General features: G+C 65.2%; 19 protein-coding genes, 1 other RNA gene and 1 pseudogene. 10 read left to right on the forward strand and 11 right to left on the reverse strand.

Going from position 1 to position 21,375, the window contains the following annotated elements; genetic code table 11:
- Positions 1-71 precede the first annotated feature (71 nt).
- Positions 72-776, reverse strand: coding sequence for an HAD family hydrolase (locus tag RQH86_RS12915; RefSeq protein WP_311239246.1), 705 nt, complete (start codon positions 774-776; stop codon positions 72-74).
- Positions 777-966: 190 nt separating this feature from the next.
- On the opposite strand from RQH86_RS12915, the gene RQH86_RS12920 reads away from it, so the two are divergent.
- Both RQH86_RS12920 and RQH86_RS12925 read left to right on the forward strand, forming a co-directional pair.
- Positions 967-1,776 (forward strand): ankyrin repeat domain-containing protein, encoded by an 810-nt coding sequence (locus RQH86_RS12920; protein ID WP_311239247.1) that lies wholly within the window; start codon positions 967-969, stop codon positions 1,774-1,776.
- A 36-nt stretch (positions 1,777-1,812) separates the two neighbouring features.
- Entirely contained in the window at positions 1,813-3,009 is a 1,197-nt protein-coding gene (locus RQH86_RS12925) for an XVIPCD domain-containing protein (protein ID WP_311239248.1), read from the forward strand.
- A 167-nt stretch (positions 3,010-3,176) separates the two neighbouring features.
- Here RQH86_RS12925 and RQH86_RS12930 read toward each other — a convergent pair.
- Together RQH86_RS12930 and RQH86_RS12935 are read right to left on the reverse strand one after the other, a co-directional pair.
- Positions 3,177-4,392, reverse strand: a pseudogene (locus RQH86_RS12930) (DUF819 family protein).
- Between the two features lie 359 nt (positions 4,393-4,751).
- Positions 4,752-4,967 carry a hypothetical protein gene (locus tag RQH86_RS12935; RefSeq protein WP_055849765.1) on the reverse strand — a complete coding sequence of 72 codons (216 nt, stop codon included), beginning with the start codon at positions 4,965-4,967 and terminating at the stop codon, positions 4,752-4,754.
- 230 nt (positions 4,968-5,197) lie between these two features.
- On the opposite strand from RQH86_RS12935, the gene RQH86_RS12940 reads away from it, so the two are divergent.
- Positions 5,198-5,425 (forward strand): hypothetical protein, encoded by a 228-nt coding sequence (locus RQH86_RS12940; protein ID WP_311239296.1) that lies wholly within the window; start codon positions 5,198-5,200, stop codon positions 5,423-5,425.
- A 63-nt stretch (positions 5,426-5,488) separates the two neighbouring features.
- On the opposite strand, the gene RQH86_RS12945 is transcribed toward RQH86_RS12940, so the two are convergent.
- The 6 genes from RQH86_RS12945 to RQH86_RS12970 form a co-directional block, all read right to left on the reverse strand.
- The gene (locus tag RQH86_RS12945) at positions 5,489-6,097 is read right to left on the reverse strand and encodes a nucleotidyltransferase family protein (RefSeq protein ID WP_311239249.1); all 609 of its coding nucleotides are present in this window, start codon (positions 6,095-6,097) and stop codon (positions 5,489-5,491) included.
- Positions 6,098-6,591: 494 nt separating this feature from the next.
- Positions 6,592-7,605: an XdhC family protein gene (locus RQH86_RS12950; protein ID WP_311239250.1), complete on the reverse strand. Its 1,014-nt coding sequence runs from the start codon at positions 7,603-7,605 to the stop codon at positions 6,592-6,594.
- Positions 7,602-9,809 carry an aldehyde oxidoreductase molybdenum-binding subunit PaoC gene (gene paoC / locus RQH86_RS12955; protein WP_311239251.1) on the reverse strand — a complete coding sequence of 736 codons (2,208 nt, stop codon included), beginning with the start codon at positions 9,807-9,809 and terminating at the stop codon, positions 7,602-7,604. The genes RQH86_RS12950 and paoC overlap by 4 nt, the downstream gene beginning before the upstream one ends.
- A 1-nt stretch (position 9,810) precedes the next feature.
- Positions 9,811-10,761: a xanthine dehydrogenase family protein subunit M gene (locus RQH86_RS12960; protein ID WP_115554228.1), complete on the reverse strand. Its 951-nt coding sequence runs from the start codon at positions 10,759-10,761 to the stop codon at positions 9,811-9,813.
- Positions 10,758-11,408: an aldehyde dehydrogenase iron-sulfur subunit PaoA gene (paoA, locus tag RQH86_RS12965; RefSeq protein ID WP_269079387.1), complete on the reverse strand. Its 651-nt coding sequence runs from the start codon at positions 11,406-11,408 to the stop codon at positions 10,758-10,760. The genes RQH86_RS12960 and paoA overlap by 4 nt, the downstream gene beginning before the upstream one ends.
- Positions 11,409-11,802: 394 nt before the next feature.
- Positions 11,803-12,810 carry an NAD(P)-dependent alcohol dehydrogenase gene (locus RQH86_RS12970; protein WP_311239252.1) on the reverse strand — a complete coding sequence of 336 codons (1,008 nt, stop codon included), beginning with the start codon at positions 12,808-12,810 and terminating at the stop codon, positions 11,803-11,805.
- A 310-nt stretch (positions 12,811-13,120) separates the two neighbouring features.
- Here RQH86_RS12970 and RQH86_RS12975 point away from each other — a divergent pair, with 310 nt between their 5' ends.
- Positions 13,121-14,605, forward strand: coding sequence for a sensor domain-containing diguanylate cyclase (locus tag RQH86_RS12975; protein ID WP_311239253.1), 1,485 nt, complete (start codon positions 13,121-13,123; stop codon positions 14,603-14,605).
- Positions 14,606-14,661: 56 nt separating this feature from the next.
- On the opposite strand, the gene RQH86_RS12980 is transcribed toward RQH86_RS12975, so the two are convergent.
- On the reverse strand, positions 14,662-15,672 hold the full coding sequence (locus RQH86_RS12980) for a LacI family DNA-binding transcriptional regulator (protein WP_311239254.1): 1,011 nt from the start codon (positions 15,670-15,672) through the stop codon (positions 14,662-14,664).
- Positions 15,673-15,767: 95 nt separating this feature from the next.
- Between RQH86_RS12980 and RQH86_RS12985 the strand changes: the two genes are divergently transcribed.
- From RQH86_RS12985 to RQH86_RS13010, 6 genes are all read left to right on the forward strand, one after another.
- Positions 15,768-16,820, forward strand: a complete 1,053-nt coding sequence (locus tag RQH86_RS12985; protein WP_311239293.1) for a sugar phosphate isomerase/epimerase family protein — start codon at positions 15,768-15,770, stop codon at positions 16,818-16,820.
- Positions 16,821-16,915: 95 nt separating this feature from the next.
- Positions 16,916-18,133 carry a nucleoside permease gene (locus tag RQH86_RS12990; protein WP_311239255.1) on the forward strand — a complete coding sequence of 406 codons (1,218 nt, stop codon included), beginning with the start codon at positions 16,916-16,918 and terminating at the stop codon, positions 18,131-18,133.
- 12 nt (positions 18,134-18,145) lie between these two features.
- On the forward strand, positions 18,146-19,270 hold the full coding sequence (locus tag RQH86_RS12995) for a Gfo/Idh/MocA family oxidoreductase (RefSeq protein ID WP_311239256.1): 1,125 nt from the start codon (positions 18,146-18,148) through the stop codon (positions 19,268-19,270).
- Positions 19,271-19,289: 19 nt separating this feature from the next.
- Positions 19,290-20,144: a sugar phosphate isomerase/epimerase gene (locus RQH86_RS13000; protein ID WP_311239257.1), complete on the forward strand. Its 855-nt coding sequence runs from the start codon at positions 19,290-19,292 to the stop codon at positions 20,142-20,144.
- Between the two features lie 18 nt (positions 20,145-20,162).
- A complete protein-coding gene (locus tag RQH86_RS13005) occupies positions 20,163-20,459 on the forward strand; it encodes a cytochrome c (RefSeq protein WP_311239258.1) in 297 nt (98 codons plus the stop codon).
- Between the two features lie 51 nt (positions 20,460-20,510).
- A non-coding RNA gene (locus tag RQH86_RS13010) (sX9 sRNA) lies at positions 20,511-20,586 on the forward strand.
- 34 nt (positions 20,587-20,620) lie between these two features.
- Here the strand turns inward: RQH86_RS13010 and RQH86_RS13015 are convergent.
- Positions 20,621-21,364: a DUF1080 domain-containing protein gene (locus RQH86_RS13015; RefSeq protein WP_311239294.1), complete on the reverse strand. Its 744-nt coding sequence runs from the start codon at positions 21,362-21,364 to the stop codon at positions 20,621-20,623.
- Positions 21,365-21,375 lie beyond the last annotated feature (11 nt).

Here is a 21,375-nt window from a genome sequence, read left to right on the forward strand (position 1 = left end):
GCACGCTCGACCAACTAGGCTTTCGATCCAAGCATTTGACCGTAGCCAAACGATGCTGCGACTCGACATTCTCAACCAGCGCGCTTTTGCGCGAGCCGCTCGAACAACGCGGGCAAATCGCGCATATCGTCGAACACCTCCAGCACACCGATCCGACGCAAGGTGTCGCCGTGCCCCTGCGGAATATGGCTGGCACCGGTAAACCCCAGCACCTGCATGCCTGCCGCCAGCGCAGCGGTCGCGCCGGTGGGGCTGTCTTCGATCACCAGGCACCGCTCCGGCGCCACACCGGCCGTGCGGGCGGCCAGCAAGTACACGTCCGGTGCCGGCTTGGGTCGCTCCACCATGTCGGCACTGAAGACTCGCCCTGCCGCACGCGCCGTGAGCCCGGCGCGCTCCACCGATGCGATCACGTTGTGGCGGCGGCTGTTGGAGGCCACTGCCAGCGGCAGCGGAATCTGCTCCAGCGCCTCGCGCACGCCGGGAATCGGTTGCACCTCGGCGGTGATCAAAGCCTCACTGCATGCCTGGATCTGCGCCAGCAAGGTCTCGGGCAACTGCAGCGAAAAGTACTCCTCCACCCGCCGCAACACCTCGCGCGTGGTCTGCCCGAAGGTGGTTTCCAGTAGATGTTCCAACGGTTCGGCCGGCACGAACGCCGCCAGCGCCTCGCGCATCACCCGGTCGGCCAGTATCTCGCTGTCGACAAGAACCCCATCGCAGTCACTGATCAGTAGCTCGTACGCCATTGCACCCATCTGCTCGCAAAGCGCCATTATGCCGGCCGTGTCGTGACCGTCGGCTGTGGCGCACTGCACGTGCAGGTGACCAATACGCCCGTAAGTTCGCACTACACCGGCCGTCATCAAGCAGACCCGACCGCCCAACCATGCTCCGCGACATGTCACGAAATCTTACCGTTTGCGATTTTTACAGCTGGTAGGATCGGCCCCGCTGCGGCCGGACTTGCCGCAGCGCCACCAGGAATGCGATCAGGAGAAGGAGATTTCGATGCAGACGCGATTCCCCACCCTGCTCGTTCTTGCGACCTCGTTTTTCGCGGTCTCATGCACCGCCTCGCCGGGTGCCAAGGAGCAAACCACCATGTCAGCTACGCTGCAGGACCACACCGTCGCTTTCCGCGACCCCGGTCTGACCGATATCGCCAACGCCATCGCGCACGGCGACGTTGCACGGATCAAAACACTCGCCCCCACCGTCGATCTGGCCGCACATGGCGATCAGAACGTGACCTTGCTGGAATGGGCGATCTGGAACGAACAACCACGCGCATTGGACGCCCTGCTCGACGCAGGCGCGGACCCATCGGTGCCGGGCATGGACCAGGAAACGGTCGTGCACATGGCCGCCATGGCACAGGACCCGGAGTATCTGAAGATTCTGCTGCAGCACAAGGCGCCGATCGATGTGGTCAGCACGCGTGCCGGCTGGACTCCATTGTTTCGCGCCGTACAGAGCAAGCGCGATGCGCAGATCGGCCTGTTGCTCGATGCAGGCGCCGACGTGAAGCGTGTCGACCACACCGGTAACAGCCTGCTGCATCTGGCGGCACAGAGCGGCGCCGCCAGTCCTGCAGTGCTGCAATTGCTCGAGGCCGGCGTGGACCCCACGGTGCGCAATGCACAGCAGAAAACCTTCCAGGCGTATTTCTTCACCACGCCGGATCGGCTGCTCAATGCCACCGGACAACAGGTCAGATCGGATGTGCGCGCGTGGTTGAGCGCCCACAACATTCCCGTGGAAAGCAGCCGCTAAGCGCGCTTTCCATACGACGCACGCAAGGAGCCGCGCATGCCCCCGTCAGAGTCCACATCATCCACTGCTGCATCCACTCCGTTCGCAGAGTCGATGCGCGGGCAACAACCGCAACCACAGGACCGGCAGTTTCCGGAGCTGCTGCAAGATCTCTACGCCACTGCCAATCAACGCCGCGAAGGTGGCGCTGAAACCTTTGCGCCGCTGGCCAACGGCTGGTCGCGCATGGACGACAGCGCGCTGCAGCAGGCTGGTATCGATCCGGCACTGCTGCACGACGCCAAAAGCGGCTTCGATGCCGCGTTCTATCGCAACGATCAAGGCCAGGTGGTGCTCGGTTTTTGCGGCACCGACGAAGGCAAGGACTGGAAGCACAATATCGGCCAGGGCCTGGGCTTCGACGATGCGCAATATGCATCGGCCATCCAGCTCGGCAGCCAGGCCAAGCAGGCGTTCGGCGACCAGGTGGTGATCTCCGGTCACTCGTTGGGAGGTGGTCTGGCGTCGGCGTCGGCCATGATCAACGACATTCCCGCAGTGACGTACAACGCCGCCGGCGTCAACGACCGCACCCTCGAACGCCAGGGCCTGGACGCGTCGGCAGCCAAGCAGTACGCCAGCGAGGAGCTGATTCGCGGCTACCACGTCAAGAACGAGATCCTCACCCACCTGCAGGAAGACAGCATTCCGCTGAAGTGGACCATGCCCAATGCGGCCGGTCATCAGATCGAATTGCCGGAGCCGGATCCGCTGTCGTTCGGGCAACGCCTGGTGCCCGGCATGATGCTCAAGCATCGTCTGGACCTGCACGGAATGGACTCGGTGATCAAGGCGCAGGACATGCAATCGCCCGATCAGGCACGCGGCGCGTCGCTGCAGCCGGGCAGCCAGTTGTTCAACGACGCCGTAGTGCAACTGGACGGCCAACGCGAGCGGCTGGGGTTGCACGATGACACGGCGTTTATCAACACCGCCGCCAGCGTGGCCGCGCGTGCAGGCAACGACGGCCTGCAGCGGATCAATCATCTGGTGCCCAACCGCGATGGCGACAGCCTGATTGCGGTGCAAGGCCGAATGGACGACCCGGCGCATCTGCGCAGCCATGTGCAGACCGCGTCCGCTGCCAATGAGCCAGCGCAAGGCAATGTCAGTCAGCTGCAGCAGCAGAACCAGCAGCACGCCCATCAGCCTGCCCAGCAACAGGAAGAGCAGCGCCGCGTGATCCAGCAATAACGCACGCGGCAACCCGTGCCACACGCCGTCTTCGTCAGGTGGACGCGTGCGGTGCGGGAGGGTCGCGCAAGTGACAATCTCGTTGTTGCAGCAGACCGACCGGAGAGGTCATGGCGCTGTTCCAAGCAGCAACTCCATGACGCCGGCCACCACGGCACAACGCGGCACTAGCCTGCGCCGGCCATCGCCCGCAAGGTGATGCCGACCAGATACGCCAGATAGGTGCCGGTGGCGTAGCCCATCGTGCCCAGCAACACGCCCACCGGGGCCAACGCCGGGTGGAACGCCGCAGCGACGACCGGCGCGGACGCCGGGCCGCCGATGTTGGACTGCGAGCCAATCGCAAAATAGAAAAACGGCACCCGCAACCAGCGGCCCAGCGCCCACAGCAAAGCGATGTGCACGGCGATCCAGCAGCGCCAGCAGGTCCATCTGCATGCCAATGCAGGCGATCAGGAAATACAGCAGCAGCGAGCCGATCTTGGACGCGCCCGCGCCTTCCAGGGTCCGTACACGGGTGAAGCTCAGCAGCAATCCCAAGCTGGTCGCCAGCACCACCACCCACACGAACGGCGCATCCAGACTGAACTGGCCGGCCCAGCTCAGGTGCGCCTTGCACCAGGCCGCCAACGGGTTAGCCAGCGCATGGGCAAGGCCGACGCCGCCGAATGCCACTGCCACGATCACCATCAGGTCGGCTAGGCTGGGGATGCGCGCATGTTCGGCCTGGAAGCACGCCATGCGCTCCTGCAAGGCGTCCAGCGCACGGGTGTCTGCACCGCTGCGCTCATCGATCTTGCGCGCGCGTCCGGCCAGGAAGATCAGCGCCGCCATCCACACATAGCCGACGCCGACATCGACCACCGCAAACTGCCCGAACGTGGTCGCATCGACATTGAACACTTCGCGCATCGCCAGCATGTTGGCGCCGCCGCCGATCCAGCTGCCGGCCAATGCCGCCATGCCCGCCCAGGTGTCGCCCGCGACAGTGGCCGGGTGCAGCCATCGCATGACCCAGAAGGCGACCACCGCACCCATCATGATGCTCGCCGATGCGCCCAGATACATGGCGACCAGTTTGGGCCCCAGCCCAAGGATCGCGCGCAGATCGATGCTCAGGGTGAGCAGGATCAATGCGGCCGGCAACAGCACGTCGCGGGCAATAGGGTTGTACAGGCGCGTGTTGGCGCCATCGATCAACCCGACGGTGTTGTAGATGCCGGGCAGCAGATAGCACAGCAACAGGGCCGGTACCACGGCATAAAACCGCCGCCACGGGCCTTGCTCGCGCGATGAAGTCCAGAACACCGCACCCAGGGTGGCGGCAATCAGGCCGAAGACGACGATATCGTTTTGAATCAGTGCAGACGCAGGCGCATTCACCGCAGGCGGTCATCCGGACAGAGGGCCGCCAACGCGGATCGAACCGGGAGCGGCCGATGACCACGAATCTAGCCGACCGCGTCGGTGGCGCAAACCCCACCGACACCTCCGACAACGGCCGTGGGAGGCGATCGAGACCGGTCCATGCGCTACCGCGGTGCCTGGCTAGGCCGGGACGACCTGGCGATATTGCACGCTCGGTCGAGCACGACACTCGTCATGACGCTCCGGCCTCAGGCCGCAATACGGCAGTCACGTGAAGTCAGCACAGCGTCGTCGGCATGCGGCTCCATCCACACCGATCAGGCAGCCCCTGCCGGCCTGGCCCCGGCAATCGACGCTGGACGCAAGACCAACCCTCAGCCGTAGCGCCGCACCACGCGTTCGCCGTCGGCGGTATCCAGCACCACGCCGCTGGGCTGGCCGGTGGTCAGGCAGTGCAGTTTGGCCATGAGTTCGGCATTTTCCAGGGCGCCCTGCTCGCGCAGGTAGCGCAGCGGCGACCATTCCGGACGGGTCACCCACCAGCCACCTTGTTCGGGATGAATGCGTACGACGTAGCGGGACTGGTCCATGTGGCCTCCGGCCGGTGGGTACAGCGGTCAAGCACAGGTGCGAGTGCGCCGAACAGGCGCATCACGCGAGAGATTGCGGCAAGCCATGCCGATCCGTAAGCCAACAGACCCTTACTCAAGGGGCCACGGGAGAGTGGCCGGTGGCCCCGCGTTTGGCATAGCCAGCATGCGGTTTTACGCATTTCCCGACTGTCGGGCGGACACTGGCATCCGGGTAAGAAAATTCTTACGTGACACAGTTCACGTCGAGCGCTACATTCGGCTGCAAGGGTGAAGAAATCTTCACAAGCGGCCGTCACAAGAGCGCAGACGGCTTGCAGGGGATCACGGAGCGCTCGGACGAGACCTTGGGGAGGGTTGGCATGTATCTGCTCAGAAAGTTCCAGTTTCCGGTCAAGACCGCGATGGTGGTGGGCTACGTTCTGGTCGTCAGGGAAGCCTTGGTGCTCTGGTCCTGATCGGCGTCGGCGATTTGCCTAATAGGCTGTCGGGGATCGCTGGCCGATACCCGTCATCGCGTCTCAATCTTGGTCCACCCACCCGCGTTGTTGCGCTGCCGCCAGATCGGCAGGCGTATCCACATCCAGCGCCAGCGCCGGTGCGCTGACGCAGCCCAGCGTTTGGACATCCAGGCTGGCGAAGAGCGCGCGTAAGCCGTTATCGCCCTGCAGCACAACCTCCGCCCAGGCAGTGTGCGTCACCACCGCGGGGATACCGCGCACGCCGGCGTAACCACTGGTGGCGCACCCCGACGCGGCACGGTCGGCTTCGTCCAGCAAGGCACGCAAGTGCGGCGCCTCCAGTGCCGGTTGGTCGCACCCCAGAATCAGGCTGCGTCGCAACGTCGCATCGTCCTGCACATGCCGGCGCAGCGCTGCCAGGCTGGAGCCCATCCCGGCAGACCAGTCGGCGTGCCGCAGCACCTCAACGTCCAGCCCCTGCAGCACATCGGCCAGCCTGTCGGCATCGGCGCCCAGCACGACGACGCAGCGACGTGGTGCGGTTTGCAATGCGATACGTGCAGCGCGACGCAGCAACGGTTCGCCGTCGCGCATCAGCAATTGTTTTGAGCGGCCGAGCCGGCTCCCCGCACCTGCTGCCAACACCAACGCCGCATGGTCGCCGCTCATCCGCAGGGCCTGGTCAGCGCGTGACAACTGCCGCATGTACCACCGTGACTGCGCGCAGGATGCAACCTGCGTGCATCGCTAAGCACTGGATGCGGAAAGCCAGCAATACGTGGCGATTCGACACTGGACATGTCGCAAAACACGGCGTCATCAGAGAAGAGATCAGGAGACATGGCGACGTCGTGCGTAATGGAGACCGCCTCAGCGTAGAGGCCGCGTTGTGCGTGCGGAGTGACTGCGCGACGCATCGACTGCGTGCAGCGCACGCGCCATGCGTCCATGCGTCGCAGGCAGCACGCGCGACAGATGCATTAGCGAACTCTCATCGATGTTATCGAGATGAGCGATGCGCTATGCGTGGTGCGGGTCGTATGGATTGCGCGCACGCGCGTCGCTGCTTCTAGAGGCATTACGTGCACAAAACACAGCGACTGGCGAAAACGAAACGCGTATAGAGCACGACGCAACAAGCCGCACGTCAGACACACAACGCCTTACGCGGCCGCCGCAGCGCTATGCAGATCCGCTACAGCCTGCGTCGCTTCGGCGATGATGCCCAGTGCGATGGTGTGCGGCGATGAGCGACCCATCCGCCAACCCGCAGGCAAACGCAGACGCGCAAGCGCGGCATCGTCATGCCCCAGCGCGCGCAAGGCCTGCAGACGGGTGTCGCGCTTGTTCCGGCTGCCCAGGATGCCGATGCATGCCGCATCGGATGCCAGGCCGCGGCACGCAACCTGCAGATCGATCTCGCTGTCGTGCGCCAGGCTGTACAAGGCAGTGCCGGCATCCAGCTGCACATCGTGCAACGCATCGCGTAGCGCACGGCGATCGTAGTGTTCCGGCGCAAGACCGGGCGGCGGCTCGCTGGGGCCGTGCGGGCGCAGCACGCGTGTTTCGATGCCCATTTGATTGGCCAACGCCAGCAGCACCAGCAATGCCGGGTCCGCGCCGACCAGGACCAGCCGCAGTGGCGGGCGATGGACGCGCAGAAATTCGCCTGGACGGGCGTCGTGCACAGTCGATAGGTAGCGCACGCTTCCGGTAGTGCGATCCAGCGCCACATGAAACGCGCGGCGGTGCTGGCGGGCATTGCGCCAGCGCGCCAGGTATTCGGACAGATCCGGCACGGGCCAGACCAGCACACCGATACGACCGCCGCAGCTGAGCTGGATGTCCAGCACCTCGCTACCCTCGCCGTAGTCCAGCCACCGCGGCTGCCCGTCGCGCAACGTGGCCATGGCTTCATGCGCCACGGCCGCTTCTACGCAGCCGCCGGACACATAACCCGCAACCCGGCCATCTGTCCCGATCGCCATTTCGCTGCCCAGCGGGCGCGGCGAGGAGCCCTGCACATCCATCAATGTCGCAATCGCAACCCGCTGACCGGCGCGGTGCCACGCCGTCAGCACCGGCAGCAGATCGTCATGCAATGCGTAGCTCGGCCATGCCGGCCACGCCGGCTCGGCCGGCGCTGCATGCGTGGCCGGAGCGACGACCGCGCTCACGCGCGCAACTGCTCGGGCAGGTGCGGCAGCAGTTTTTCCAATGTCACCGGGTAATCGCGCACGCGCACACCGGTGGCGTTGTAGACCGCGTTGGCAATCGCCGCCGCCACGCCGCAAATCCCCAACTCGCCAACGCCCTTGGCCTTCATCGGCGAGGACATCGGGTCGCTTTCTTCCAGGAACATCACCTCCTGGTGCGGGATGTCCGCATGCACCGGTACTTCGTAACCGGCCAAGTCATGATTGACGAAGAAGCCGAAGCGCTTGTCCACCGCCAGCTCTTCCATCAATGCCGCGCCCGCGCCCATGGTCATGCCGCCGATCACCTGGCTGCGTGCCGATTTGGGATTGAGGATGCGTCCGGCCGCGCAGACCGCGAGCATGCGGCGGATGCGCACCTCGCCCGTGGTGACATCCACGCCCACTTCGACAAAGTGCGCACCGAAGGTCGACAACTGATGGGTTTTGGACAGGTCACCGAATTCGATCTTGTCCTCCACCACCAAGGCGCCGTTCGCCGCGGCATCGCCGAGTGGAATGCGCTTGCCGCCGGCACGCACGTGGCCGTCGGCAAACTCGGCCTTGGCCGGGTCCAGCCCCAGTCGACCGGCGATCGCTTCGCGCAGCTTGACTGAGGCTGCGTACACGCCGGCGGTGGAACTGTTGGCGCCCCACTGTCCACCGGAGCCGGACGATGCGGGGAAGCTCGAATCGCCAAGCCGCACGTCTACCCAGTTCAACGGCACACCGAGCATCTCGGCAGCGGTCTGCGCAATGATGGTGTAGGAGCCGGTCCCGATGTCGGTCATGTCGGTTTCCACCACCACGCGGCCGCCCTGCTCCAGGCGCATGCGCGCCCCGGAAGTCATGGCGATGGCGTTGCGGAATGCAGCGGCCACGCCCATGCCGACCAGCCAACGTCCATCGCGGGTACTGCCAGGCGTGCGCTTGCGCTTGGACCAACCAAACTGCTTTGCCCCATCTTCCAGACACTTGACCAGCTGCCGCTGCGAAAACGGCCGCTGCGGATTTTCCGGGTCCACCTGGGTGTCATTGACGATACGGAATTTGACCGGGTCCATCTCCAGCTTCTCGGCCATTTCGTCCATCGCCACTTCCAGCGCCATCAACCCCGGCGCCTCGCCGGGCGCGCGCATGGCGTTGCCCTCGGGAAGATCCATTACAGCCAGGCGCGTTGCGATCAGACGGTTGGCCCCGGCATACAACAATTGCGTTTGCGAGGCAGCGATTTCCGGCGCACCGCCGGCGAGATCGCCCGACCAGCTTTCGTGTGCGATCGCGGTGATCTTGCCATCGCGCTCGGCACCGATGCGGATGCGCTGCACGGTGGCCGGGCGATGGGTGGTGTTGTTGGCGATCAGCGGGCGCGGCAGCATGACCTTTACCGGCCGTTTGACTTCGCGCGCAGCCAGCGCGGCCAGCACCGCATCGGCACGCAGAAACAGCTTGCTGCCAAAACCGCCACCGACGTACGGCGACATGATCCGCACGTTTTCGCGCGGAATGCCCAACGTCACCGCGAGATCGCGCGCACCCCAATTGATCATCTGGTTGGACGTCCACACGCTGAGTTTGTCGCCGTCCCACATCGCAGTGGACGCGTGCGGCTCCATCATGGCGTGCGAGTGATCGGGTGTGGTGTATTCGGCATCCAGCTGCACCGGCGCTGCAGCGAAGGCGCCATCGAAGTCACCGACGGCGCTATTGGGTGCGCCGCCTTCCTTGGTGACCTTGGCGCCATCGCGGGCTTTTTTCAGATCGTATACGCCGACCTGGCGGCCGTAATCGACCTTGATCAACTGACCCGCTGCGCGTGCCTGCTCGAAGGTCTCTGCAACCACCACCGCAATCGCCTGGTGGTAGTGCTGGATCTCCGGGCCGCCCAGCAATTTGGCGGTATTGAGCTTGCCCTTGTGCAGCTTGCCGGCGTTCTGCGCAGAGACGATCCCGAGCACGCCGGGCGCATTGCGCGCCGCGCTCAGGTCGATGCTACGGATCGTGCCCTTTGCGATCCCCGCCCCCACGACGTGGCCGTAGGCAGCGCGGCCTGGCAGATCGTGATGTTCGTAGGCATACGGCGCTTGGCCGGTGGTCTTGAGCGGCCCGTCGATGCGATCGACGGGCTTGCCGACGACCTTGCCTTGATCGATGGGATTGGTACCGGCAGGAGTGTCGAATTTCATATCAGGCCCTCGCGTCGGCCAGGATCGCGGTCAACGTGCGTTCCACCAGCGGCACTTTGAATGCGTTGTGTTCGGTGGGCTGTGCGCCGTCCAGCAGCACAGAAGCGATGGCGCGTGCACCCTGGCGCGACTGCGCTTCGGCAGCTTCGCTGCGCCACGGCTTGTGCGCCACGCCACCGACGCCGATGCGCGCGGTGCCGTCGCGCTGCACGACAGCGGCAACCGAGACCAACGCAAACGCGTAAGACGCACGGTCGCGCACCTTGCGATAGACATGCGTTCCGCCCAGCGGCTTGGGCAAGGTGACGGCGGTGATCAGCTCGCCACGTTCCAGCGCGGTCTCCAGATGCGGCGTCGTACCTGGCGCGCGATAGAAGTCGGCCAACGGCAGCGCGCGCGTCTGTCCGTCCGGGCGCACCGTTTCCACCGTGGCATCGAGCACACGCATGGCGATAGCCATATCGCTGGGATGGGTGGCGATGCAGGCTTCACTGGTGCCGATGACGGCCAGCTGACGGTTGAAGCCGCCGATCGCTGCGCAGCCACTACCAGGCAGGCGCTTGTTGCACGGTTGATTGGTGTCGTAAAAATACGGGCAACGCGTGCGCTGCAGCAGATTGCCCGCCGTGGTCGCGCGATTGCGCAGCTGACCGGACGCACCTGCCAGCAGCGCGCGCGACAGCACCGCGTAATCGCGACGAACACGCGCATCGGCCGCAAGATCGGTATTGCGCACCAGCGCGCCGATGCGCAAACCGCCGTCCGGCGTTGCGTCGATGGTGTCCAGGCTTAAACCATTGACGTCGATCAGATGCGATGGCGTTTCGATCTGCAACTTCATCAGATCGAGCAGATTGGTGCCGCCGGCGATGAACTTGGCGCCCGGCTGGCGCGCGGCTTTGGCCGCGGCATCTGCCGCTGAGGTGGCACGCTCGTAGCTAAAAGCCTTCATGCGCGCTCTCCGGCAACTTCGTTGATCGCTTCGACGATGTTGGAATACGCACCGCAGCGGCAGATATTGCCGCTCATGCGCTCCTGCAGTTCCGGCGTGGTGAGCCGGGTCTTGGCCGTCAGGTCCTCGGTCACATGGCTGGGAATGCCGCGTTTGACTTCATCCAGCACGGCCACTGCCGAACAGATCTGCCCCGGCGTGCAATAGCCGCACTGATAGCCATCGTGTTTGACGAAGGCCGCCTGCATCGGATGCAGCTTGTCCGGTGTGCCCAGGCCCTCGATGGTGGTGACCTTTGCGCCCTGATGCATCACCGCCAGCGACAGGCAGGAATTCATGCGCTGCCCGTCGACGATGACCGTACACGCGCCGCACTGGCCGTGATCGCAGCCCTTTTTGGTGCCGGTTAACTGCAGGTGCTCGCGCAATGCGTCCAGCAAGGTAGTGCGGTTATCCAGTGTCAGCGTCACCGGCTTGCCATTGACTTCAAAGGCAACCTGGCTGGATGCGTTGGCCGGCTCCACTGCCTGACGTTGCGACACGGCAGTGGCAGCCATCGATTGGGTTGCGGCAACACCGGCTGCCGATGCCGTGCCAGCGATCAGTACTTCGCGACGGGTCATCTTGATGTTTCTCATGGCTGGCATCTCCAACAATGCTGGCTAATACAGTTCTTTATCAATGTGCAGGGCCGTCGGTCACAAGCGCGTGAGTGCGGCACTTGGGAGCGATGCAATCGGTCGTTGCCCGATTCTAGTTGTCGCCTGCCCATGCATTGGCGTTGGAGCTGGCATGCGTCTATGAAACGTGCTCATCACTGTGCGGCGTGATTGGAGCGCGCCGCAGCGATACAACGGATTTCTGCATCATCCGCTGCGCGCGTGATCACATGCCGACCGCGACGCGCACCACCACCCCACCGTTATGAAACCGTGTCCGCCATCAGCAGATGCGTGCGGGTGCTTATGCAGCAACGCATGAAAACCTGCTTGCCTGGGCGCGCTGGCGTCGGCGTTGCAGCCAGCGCTCAGGAATCCACTCTCAAAACTCCAGCACGATCTTGCCCAGATGCCCGCCGGCCTTCTGCAATGCAAACGCCTCGCCGATCTCATTCAGCGCATAGCTGCGGTCGATGACCGGGCGCAGCGGCAGCACGTCCAATGCGCGCACCAGCGCTTGCTGATGCCGGCGACTGCCGACCACCAACCCTTGCAGACGCTGCTGACGCCCCATCATCTCGGCGGTCGGCACCGGGCCAGCCGCACCGGTCAACACGCCGATCAAGGCGATGTGCCCGCCCACCCGCGCGGAACGGATCGATTGCGCCAGCGTGCCGGGTCCACCGACCTCGACCACATGATCCACCCCGCGTCCGTCGGTGATCTCCAGTACCTGCCGCGACCACTCGGCGTGCTGCCGATAGTTGATGACGTGATCGGCACCGAGCGTGCGGACCTTTTCCAGCTTCTCGTCGGACGAGGACGTGGCGATCACGCTCGCGCCCATCGCCTTGGCGAATTGCAGCGCAAAGATCGACACCCCGCCGGTGCCCAGCACCAGCACGGTATCGCCTGCTTTCAGGCCGCCGTTGACAACCAGCGCCCGCCAGGCGGTAACGCCAGCGGTGGTCAAGGTTGCCGCCTCTGCGTGGCTGTAACCGACCGGCGCATGGGTAAATGCCTGCGCAGCGGCCACAACCGCGGTACGTGCATACCCATCGACGCCATCGCCTGGCGTGGTCGCAAAACCGGCGTGCAGCGGCTCGCCATCCAGCCACTGCGGGAAAAAGGTGGACACCACGTGGTCGCCGACGGCGAACTCGTCGACCTCCGGACCAATCGCTTCGATCACGCCGGCGCCGTCGGACATCGGGATGCGTCCATCGGCCGTCGGCATCTGACCGAGCACAACGCCCAGGTCATGGAAATTGAGCGAGCTCGCATGCAGACGCACACGGATCTGCCCGCGTGCAGGCTGGCCCGGATCGGGCAATTCAACCGACGTCAGTGCGTTCAGACCGGCGGGATGCGAGAGACGAATGGCGCGCATGGGGGAACTCCTCAGATGATGATTCGAGTCCAGGGATAGCACGCGTACCGTGATGCGAATGCAGTCGAGCTGGCTTGAAAAGGCTGCAGCATGTTGCCTGTCGGTGGCTCGCTGCCGCTGGCGCGATACCAGGACCGGCAACGGGATCTGCGTGCTGCACCGCGTTGCCGCGTACCGGCTTGCCGCCTTCCAATGCGCTGCAAATCACAAAATCGCATTGCGCAACCGTGTTTGCACGCGGTAGCGACCGCAGCGACGCGTAGGCTGGCACACCGGTTGCATCGCCCAGGTGTCTGGACAGGTAGCCACAGTGACATCACCCACCAAGCGGCGTCGGCAACGTGCACAACGCATTGCGTTGCACTTCGTGCTGACCATGGCGTGCATGCTACTGCTCGGTTCGGAGTACTGGTCCATCCATGAAGAACGTGCATCCGCGCTGCGCGGTGCCGAAGCGCAGTCGTTGAATCTGGCCAACTCGCTGGCGCAGCATGCCAGCGACACCATGTCGATCGCCGACGCGGTGCTGTCCGGGCTAGTCGCGCGCGTCGAGCACGACCAGGGAAATACCAGCGTGCGCGCAGCAATGCACGAATTTCTGGTGCGTGAGGCAAGGCGTTCGGACCGCCTGCATGGCATCTTTATCTACGCGGCAGATGGCAGCTGGGTCAGCTCGTCGCTGGATAGCACACCCAAGACGCATAACAACGCCGACCGCGCCTACTTCAAGTATCACCGCGACCATCGCGATGCGTTGTCGCTGGTCGGCGCACCGGTCAAAAGCCGCTCCGATGGCAGCTGGGTGCTGACACTGAGCCGCCGGCTCAACGGCCCGGACGGCGACTTTGCCGGGGTGGTGCTGGTGACGCTGCAGCTGAAGTATTTCCAGCAGCACTACAGCACCTTCGACGTCGGCCCGCATGGCACCATCGGCATGATCAACGACGATGGCATCGTGCTGTTACGCCGGCCCGACAAGCAGGGCGTGATCGGCAGCTCGATTGCCGGCACCTCGATCTACGTCAACATGCGCGCGCGCCGACATGGCACGGCGACCTATCGCTCGCCGATCGATGGCGTAGAGCGCATCTCCAGCTTCGCCCCGGCACGGCCGTATCCGCTGAGCGTGCTGACCGGCGTGTCGGTAGACGATGCGCTGGCCAATTGGCGGCATGCCGCGGACCAGCGCATCGTGATCGCCACGCTTGGCTGCGCCCTGCTGCTGGGCGTGGGCATCTGGCTGGACCTGCAGCTGCGCCGCATGCATCGCAACGAAGCCAAACTCAGTTCCGAGGCCTGGGTGGATGCATTGACCGGCATCGCCAACCGACGTGCGTTCGACTATCGGTTGTCGCAGGCCTTGCAGGAGGCGGTACGCCTGCAATCGCCGTTATCGGTGCTGATGATCGATGTCGATCACTTCAAGCTCTACAACGACACCTATGGCCATGTGAATGGCGACGCCTGCCTGCGCCTGATTGCCGGCGCCATCGCCGGCTGCTCGCGACGCAGCAGCGACGTAGCGGCGCGGTATGGCGGCGAAGAGTTCGGCATGATCCTGCCGCATACCGATGCCGCCGGTGCGCTGCGCCAGGCCGATGCCGTGCGCAGCGCGGTGGCCGAACTCGGCCTGATGCATCTGCCAAGTCCAACCAGCGCGCACGTCACCGTTAGCGTCGGCGCCGCCACCTTCGAACCCGGCGAAGCACCGTTGACCCCCGACGCCATCGTGCATGACGCCGATTCGGCGCTGTATCGCGCCAAGCAGAGCGGACGGGATCGTACGTCGGCCTGATCCAGATTACGGCTCTGCCGCGTTGCCCGGCCTCACTCCACTGACTGACCCTGCCGTCACCTCGCCCTCGGCGCACCCGTGGATCCGCGCAGCATCAAGCTGAAATCCAGCGTCTGCTGCAGCGGCACGTCCACCCTTTCGATGATGGCGAGCAGCAGGTTGACCGCGCGGACACCGATCTCTCGCATGGGTTGTCGGATGGTCGTCAATGGCGGCGTGAGGTAACTCGACGACGCCAGGTCGTCGAAGCCGACAATGGACAGGTCGTCCGGCACGCGGATACCCAGGTCCCGGCAAGCGGCCAGGGCGCCCAGCGCCATTTGATCGCTGAAGCAAAAGATCGCGGTCGGCGCAGGCGCACGGGTCAATAGCGCCATCGCAGCCGCATGGCCGGATTCTACCGAGAAGTCGCCCGGTACGACGGTCAGTTTGCGCAGACGGCCGCGTGCCTTGCCGGAGGCCCGGACCCCTTCCAGGCGTTGCTGGTGCAGCGGATTGTCGGGCGGGCCGCCCACCACGGCAACCCGCTCGTGCCCCAGTCCATACAGGTGTTCCATCATGGCGCGCGCGGCGGCCGCGTTGTCGATGTGGACGCTGGGGATGCCAAGCGCCGGGTCGAACTCGCATCCGTTGACCACCGGCGCGGCGGCGCCTAGCTGCTTGACGATCTCACGCGCCGTCGGCGGGAGGCCGTGCCCCAGCACGATCAGGCCGTCTGCCTCGTTACGCAGAAGCATCTGCGCGTAGCGCTCCTCGCGATCGGGCTGGTGCTGGGTATCACCCAGCAGGACGGCGTAGCCGACGGCCTGCGCCGCGTCCTCTGCGCCCTGCAGGATCTGGGCGAAGAATGGATTGGCGATGTCCGGGACGGTGACCAGGAGCTTGCCGCTGCGCTGGGTCTTGAGCGTCCTGGCTACTGTGTTGGGGACATAGCCCAGCGCCGCGGCGGCCTGCTCGATGCGCGTGCGCGTGGCGGGCAGGACTTTTTCCGGCCGGGAAAGCGCACGCGACACCGTGCCGGCGGTGACACCAACGTGCTTTGCGATGTCGTAGATGGTTGTAGCCATGACCTTGATTCTTCTTTCTGCTGTGCAGTGCACAACGGGTCTTGCGGAAGGCCCATGCTAGGATGATTCAATCGATTGCATGAGTGCGAATTACGTTGAAGACGCTCAAGGGTCCGGCGCTATTCCTGGCACAGTTCATCGCCGACACACCTCCCTTCAATCGCTTGGACACACTGGCCGGTTGGGCTGCGGGCCTGGGGTATTCTGGCGTACAAGTGCCGACCAACGCGCCGCACCTGTTCGATCTGGCCCAGGCCGCGCAGAGCCAGGCGTACTGCGACGACGTCGCCGGCATGCTGGCCGGGCACGGGCTGCAGGTCACCGAGTTGTCGACCCACTTGCAGGGGCAGCTGGTCGCCGTCCACCCCGCCTACGACCAGCTGTTCGACGGATTCGCACCGTCAGACAAGCGCGGTAACCCCGCCGCCCGCCAGGCCTGGGCGGTTGAACAGTTGCTGTTGGCGGCCAAGGCCAGCCAGCGCCTGGGGCTGACAGCGCATGCCACGTTCTCCGGTGCGCTGGCCTGGCCTTACTTCTACCCCTGGCCGCAGCGGCCGCCCGGGCTGGTGGAAGAAGCCTTCGCCGAACTCGGCCGCCGCTGGCGCCCCATTCTGGATGCCTTCGACGCCTGCGGCGTGGATCTGTGCTTCGAGATCCACCCGGGCGAGGACCTGCACGACGGCGCGACCTTCGAGCGCTTCCTCGATGTCGTGGACCACCACCCACGCGCCAAGATCCTGTACGACCCCAGCCACTTGCTGCTGCAGCAGATGGACTACCTGGGCTTCATCGACCGGTATCACGCGCGTATCGGCATCTTCCATGTCAAGGACGCGGAGTATCGCGCCAGTGCGCACAGCGGCGTCTACGGCGGCTACCAGGACTGGATCGATCGTCCGGGGCGGTTCCGTTCGCTCGGCGACGGCCAGATCGACTTCAAGGCGATCTTCTCGAAGTTCGCGCAATACGATTTCCCGGGGTGGGCGGTGCTGGAGTGGGAGTGTTGCCTGAAGCATCCGGAAGACGGCGCACGCGAGGGTGCGGCGTTTATCCGCGACCACATCATCCGCGTGACCGAACGCGCCTTCGACGACTTTGCCGACAGCGGCGTCGATCCGGAATCGCTGCGCCGCATGCTGGGGACATAGAGCGTGTTATGCGTCTCGACGCGCCACAGGACGCTTCGCACTCACCTCAAAGTACATAACACGCTCTAAGCCAATACCGCCTGGGAGGGCAAGCCATGAGGCACACCATGTCGCGCTTGGGCGCGATGATGTTTCTGCAGTTCTTCATCTGGGGAGCGTGGTTCGTGACCCTGGGCACGTACCTGGTGCAGGGCCCCCTCAAGGCCAGCGCGAGCCAGGTGGCGACCGCATTCCTCAGCCAGTCCATCGGCGCCATCTTGGCGCCCTTCCTGGTCGGCTTGGTCGCAGATCGCTACTTCGCGGCGCAGCGCATCCTCGCGGTGCTGCACCTGGCAGGTGCGGCACTCATGTGGCTGGCATCCACGGCGACGAGCTTCGGCATGTTCTCCGCCTGCGTCATGGGTTACATGCTGCTGTTCATGCCAACGCTGGCACTGGCCAACAGCGTGGCAATGCGGCACATGCAATCGCCTGAAAAACAGTTCCCGCCAGTGCGCGTCGCTGGCAGCGTCGGCTGGATCGTGGCGGGCGTGATGATCGGCTGGCTGGGCTGGGAACAGGCGCACCGGCTCGAACTGACCTTCCGGATGGCGGCGATGGCATCGCTGGCCCTGGGCCTGTATGCCTTCACCCTGCCGCACACGCCGCCGCTGGCGCAACAGCGCGACGCCGGGCTGGGACAGATGCTGGGACTGGACTCGCTGCGGCTTCTGAAGTCGCGCTCCTATTTGGTGTTCTTCCTGGCATCCATCGCCATCTGCATCCCGCTGGCGTTCTACTACAACTTCACCAACCCGTATCTCAACGATCTGGGCGTGCGTGGCGCGGCCGGCCTGCAATCGCTGGGTCAGGTGTCCGAAGTGCTGTTGATGCTGGCCATGCCGTTCCTGTTCGTGCGGTTGGGGGTCAAGACGATGCTGGCGCTGGGCATGGCGGCGTGGGTGCTGCGCTACGTGATGTTCGCCTTTGGCGATGCGGGTAGCGGTTTCTCCTTGCTGGTGATCGGCATCCTGCTGCACGGCATCTGCTACGACTTCTTCTTCGTCACCGGCCAGATCTATACCGATGCGCATGCCGGCCCCGCCGCGCGCAGCAGCGCGCAGGGGTTCATCACCCTGGCCACGTACGGCGTGGGCATGTTGATCGGCACGTTCCTGTCCGGCGCGGTCGTGGAGCACTACACCACGGCGGCGGGCCCGGACTGGCAGCAGATCTGGCTGTTCCCGGCAGGTGTGGCGTTGGTCGTGTTGATCGCCTTCCTGTTGCTCTTCCGCGACCGCCCGGTCGTCGCGTCCACGCCCTCCACGCCCTGAGAACCCCACCCGATGAGCAAGCTTGGAATCGCCATCGTCGGCACCGGCATGATCGGCGCCGTGCATCGTCGCGCGGCGCTGCTGGCCGGTGCCGAGGTCCGCGGCATCGCCGCCTCTTCCCCGCAACGCGCACGCGACGTGGCGCAGTCATGGGGGGTGCCGCGCGCCTATCGCGACATCGAGGAGGTGGTCGCCGATCCGCAGGTGCAGGTGGTGCACGTCTGCACACCCAACCATCTGCACCGCGCCATGGCGCAGGCGGCGCTGCAAGCCGGCAAGCACGTGATCTGCGAAAAACCCCTGGCCACCACGTTGCAAGACGCCCAAGCATTGGCGGCACTGGCTGCCTCGACCGGGCTGGTTGCCACGGTCCCCTTCGTCTACCGCTATCACCCGGTGATCCGCGAGGCACGCGCGCGCATCGCGCAGGGCGAGCTGGGGCCGCTGCGCTTGATCCACGGCAGCTATCTGCAAGACTGGCTATTGGACCCTGCCAGCAACAACTGGCGCGTGGACCCGGCGCTGGGCGGCGCGTCGCGCGTGTTCGCCGACATCGGCTCGCACTGGTGCGACCTGGTGGAATGGGTCGGCGGCGAGCGGTTCGTCGAGGTCAGCGCTGCCTTCGCGACCGTCATCGCCGAGCGCGGCGCCCTCACCGGGCAGAGCTTCAGCACGCCGACGGCGGGCGGCGCGGTGCAGGCGGTCGCGAGCGAGGACGTGGCCGCAGCGATGCTCAGAACCGGCGCGGGCACGCTGGCGTCATTGACGGTCAGCCAGGTCTCGGCCGGACGCCGCAATCGTCTCTGGTTCGAGATCGATGGCGCCAGGGCCAGCGTGGCGTTCGACCAGGAGGACGCCGAACGGCTGTGGATCGGCCTGCCCGACCAGCGCGAGGAAATCTTCGTGCGCGGGCCGGGTGCCGGCAGTGCCGAACAACGCCGGCTGTCGACGTTGCCGGCCGGGCATGCGCAAGGCTATGGCAATTGCTTCGAGGCGTTTGTCGCCGACACCTATCGCGCCATCGAAGGCGAGCGGCCGGAAGGCCTACCTACCTTCGAAGACGGAGTGCGCTCGGCGTTGATCGTCGATCGCGTCATCACATCGGCCAGGACGCGCGCCTGGACGGCCATCGATTGAATCCCGGGAGGACTTCTTCATGCGTACAGCCCTATGCAGGACCGCGACACTCGCACTACTGCTCCTCGTCGCCCTGCCCGCCTTCGCGCGCGACGCCGCCGGCCCACAAAAACCCATCGCGGTGCAGATGTACACGCTGCGCAACGCCGGCTCGCTCGACCAACAGCTGAAGATCGTCCATGACGCGGGCGTGGGCGCGGTGGAAACGGTCGGCATGCACAACGTCAGCGCTGTGCAACTCAAGCAGCTGCTGGACAAGTATTCGATCAAGGCGATCTCGTCGCACGTGCAACTGGCCGAACTGCGCAAGAACCTGGACGCGGTGGTGGCCTTCAACCGGTCGATCGGCAACACGACACTGGTGGTGCCTTACCTGGAAGAGAAGGATCGGCCGACCGATGCCGCAGGCTGGACCGCATTGGGCCAGGAACTAGGCCAAATCGCGAAGCGGCTACGTGCCAAGGGCATGCAACTGGCCTACCACAACCACGACTTCGAACTGGTCGACTTCCATGGCAAGACCGGTCTGGAGCTGCTGTTCGCAGCGGCGGGCCCCGATCTCAAGACCGAGTTGGACCTGGCCTGGGTTGCGCGCGCAGGCTACGACCCGGCGGTGATGCTGGGCAAGTTCAAGGGCCGCATGTTCGCGGTACACGCCAAGGACAATGCCCCGAAAGGCCAGGCCGAGGACGAGGGCGGCTTCGCCTCCGTCGGCCAGGGCGTGCTGGACTGGAACGCGATCCTGCCTGCCGCAGCGGGTGCCGGCGTGCGCTGGTACATCATCGAGCACGACCGTCCGCGCGATCCGGCCACGGTCATCCAGACCGGTGCTGACTACCTGCGTGAACACCTGCCCGCCGGCGCGCATCGCTAGCGCGCTAAGGAGCCTCGCTTGAAAACGATCCTGACAATCGCCGTGGCTCTGCTGGGGGCGACGCTTGCGACCACGGCGTGGTGCAAGGACGACCCGACGACCGGCGCGCAGCTCTACGCAACGCACTGCACGGCCTGCCATGGTGCCAATCGCGCGGGCGTCCCACCTACGTTCCCCGCGCTTACCGACGTGGGCAAGCGGCTGCCGCCCGCGCAGATCAAGGAAAAAATCAGCAAGGGCGGCGGGTTGATGCCGCCCTTTTCGCAGCTGTCGCAACAGGAAGTCGACGATATCGCCAGCTTCCTGGCGCAATAAGAGCAACTCACAAAACGACTGCGCAGCCGCCAGGCGGGCGCTCGGTGCGGCATGTACCACTCGTACGCTGCGGTTGCTCCGCGCCGCCCACGCCCACCTGACGACTGCTTGCTACGTGTTGTTAGCCGCTCTCAGCGACCGGTGCCAACTGCGCGCGGGCGTTACAGCTCGCGCACCCAGATATTGCGGTAACTGACCTTGGAATCGTGCTCCTGCAGGAAGATCGGCGCGCACGCGTGGGGCGCGTACGACGGGGCGCCGATGTACTCGGTCTTGCCCGACAGGACGGTGTCGTTCTGCACCAGCACGCCGTTATGGAGGACGGTGATGCGGGCCGGTGAGGTGAGCCCACCCCCCGGCGAAAAGCGTGGCGCCTTCCAGATGATGTCGTAGGCCTGCCACTCGCCCGGCGCACGCGATGCGTTCACCAGCGGAATGGCCTGCTTGTAGATCGCGCCGGCCTGGCCGTTGGCATAGGTCGGGTTGTTGTCGCTGTCGAGCACCTGCAGCTCATACAGTTCCTGCAGGAAGATGCCGCTGTTCCCCCGCTGCTGGCCTTCGAACCCCCGGGTCGCGGTGGGCGTGCGCCACTCGACATGCAGCTGGATGTCGCAGAAGCGCTGCCTGGTCCGGATGCCCTTGCTCCCCGGGACCACGGTCAGCGCACCGTCGGCGACGCTCCACGGGACCCGACCGCCCTGCTCCGACTCCCAGGCGGAGAGATCTTTGCCATCGAACAGCACGATCGCATCGGAGGGCGCGCCGCCAGCGCGCGTGGCCACGATCGCGGGTACGGGCGTCCACACCTCGGTCTTGGCCGGATCGCGCGACGGGTCGCCGCTGGTCTGCGCTAACGCAGGCGCTGCGGCCAGCAGGCAGGCCACCATCAAAAGGGGCCTGGTCATCGTGTTCCAGG

It is taken from the genome of Xanthomonas sp. WCS2018Noco2-27 (assembly GCF_031843525.1).
GTDB lineage: Bacteria > Pseudomonadota > Gammaproteobacteria > Xanthomonadales > Xanthomonadaceae > Xanthomonas.

What these genes read in the sequence shown, in the direction of transcription:
- RQH86_RS12995 (WP_311239256.1), top strand. Translation starts at nt 18,146, where the DNA reads ATGAGCAAGCTTGGAATCGCCATCGTCGGCACCGGCATGATCGGCGCC.
- RQH86_RS12935 (WP_055849765.1), bottom strand. Translation starts at nt 4,967, where the DNA reads ATGGACCAGTCCCGCTACGTCGTACGCATTCATCCCGAACAAGGTGGC.
- RQH86_RS12945 (WP_311239249.1), bottom strand. Translation starts at nt 6,097, where the DNA reads ATGAGCGGCGACCATGCGGCGTTGGTGTTGGCAGCAGGTGCGGGGAGC.
- RQH86_RS12925 (WP_311239248.1), top strand. Translation starts at nt 1,813, where the DNA reads ATGCCCCCGTCAGAGTCCACATCATCCACTGCTGCATCCACTCCGTTC.
- paoA (WP_269079387.1), bottom strand. Translation starts at nt 11,408, where the DNA reads ATGCCAGCCATGAGAAACATCAAGATGACCCGTCGCGAAGTACTGATC.
- RQH86_RS12970 (WP_311239252.1), bottom strand. Translation starts at nt 12,810, where the DNA reads ATGCGCGCCATTCGTCTCTCGCATCCCGCCGGTCTGAACGCACTGACG.
- RQH86_RS12980 (WP_311239254.1), bottom strand. Translation starts at nt 15,672, where the DNA reads ATGGCTACAACCATCTACGACATCGCAAAGCACGTTGGTGTCACCGCC.
- RQH86_RS12915 (WP_311239246.1), bottom strand. Translation starts at nt 776, where the DNA reads ATGGCGCTTTGCGAGCAGATGGGTGCAATGGCGTACGAGCTACTGATC.
- RQH86_RS13015 (WP_311239294.1), bottom strand. Translation starts at nt 21,364, where the DNA reads ATGACCAGGCCCCTTTTGATGGTGGCCTGCCTGCTGGCCGCAGCGCCT.
- RQH86_RS13000 (WP_311239257.1), top strand. Translation starts at nt 19,290, where the DNA reads ATGCGTACAGCCCTATGCAGGACCGCGACACTCGCACTACTGCTCCTC.
- paoC (WP_311239251.1), bottom strand. Translation starts at nt 9,809, where the DNA reads ATGAAATTCGACACTCCTGCCGGTACCAATCCCATCGATCAAGGCAAG.
- RQH86_RS12960 (WP_115554228.1), bottom strand. Translation starts at nt 10,761, where the DNA reads ATGAAGGCTTTTAGCTACGAGCGTGCCACCTCAGCGGCAGATGCCGCG.
- RQH86_RS12990 (WP_311239255.1), top strand. Translation starts at nt 16,916, where the DNA reads ATGAGGCACACCATGTCGCGCTTGGGCGCGATGATGTTTCTGCAGTTC.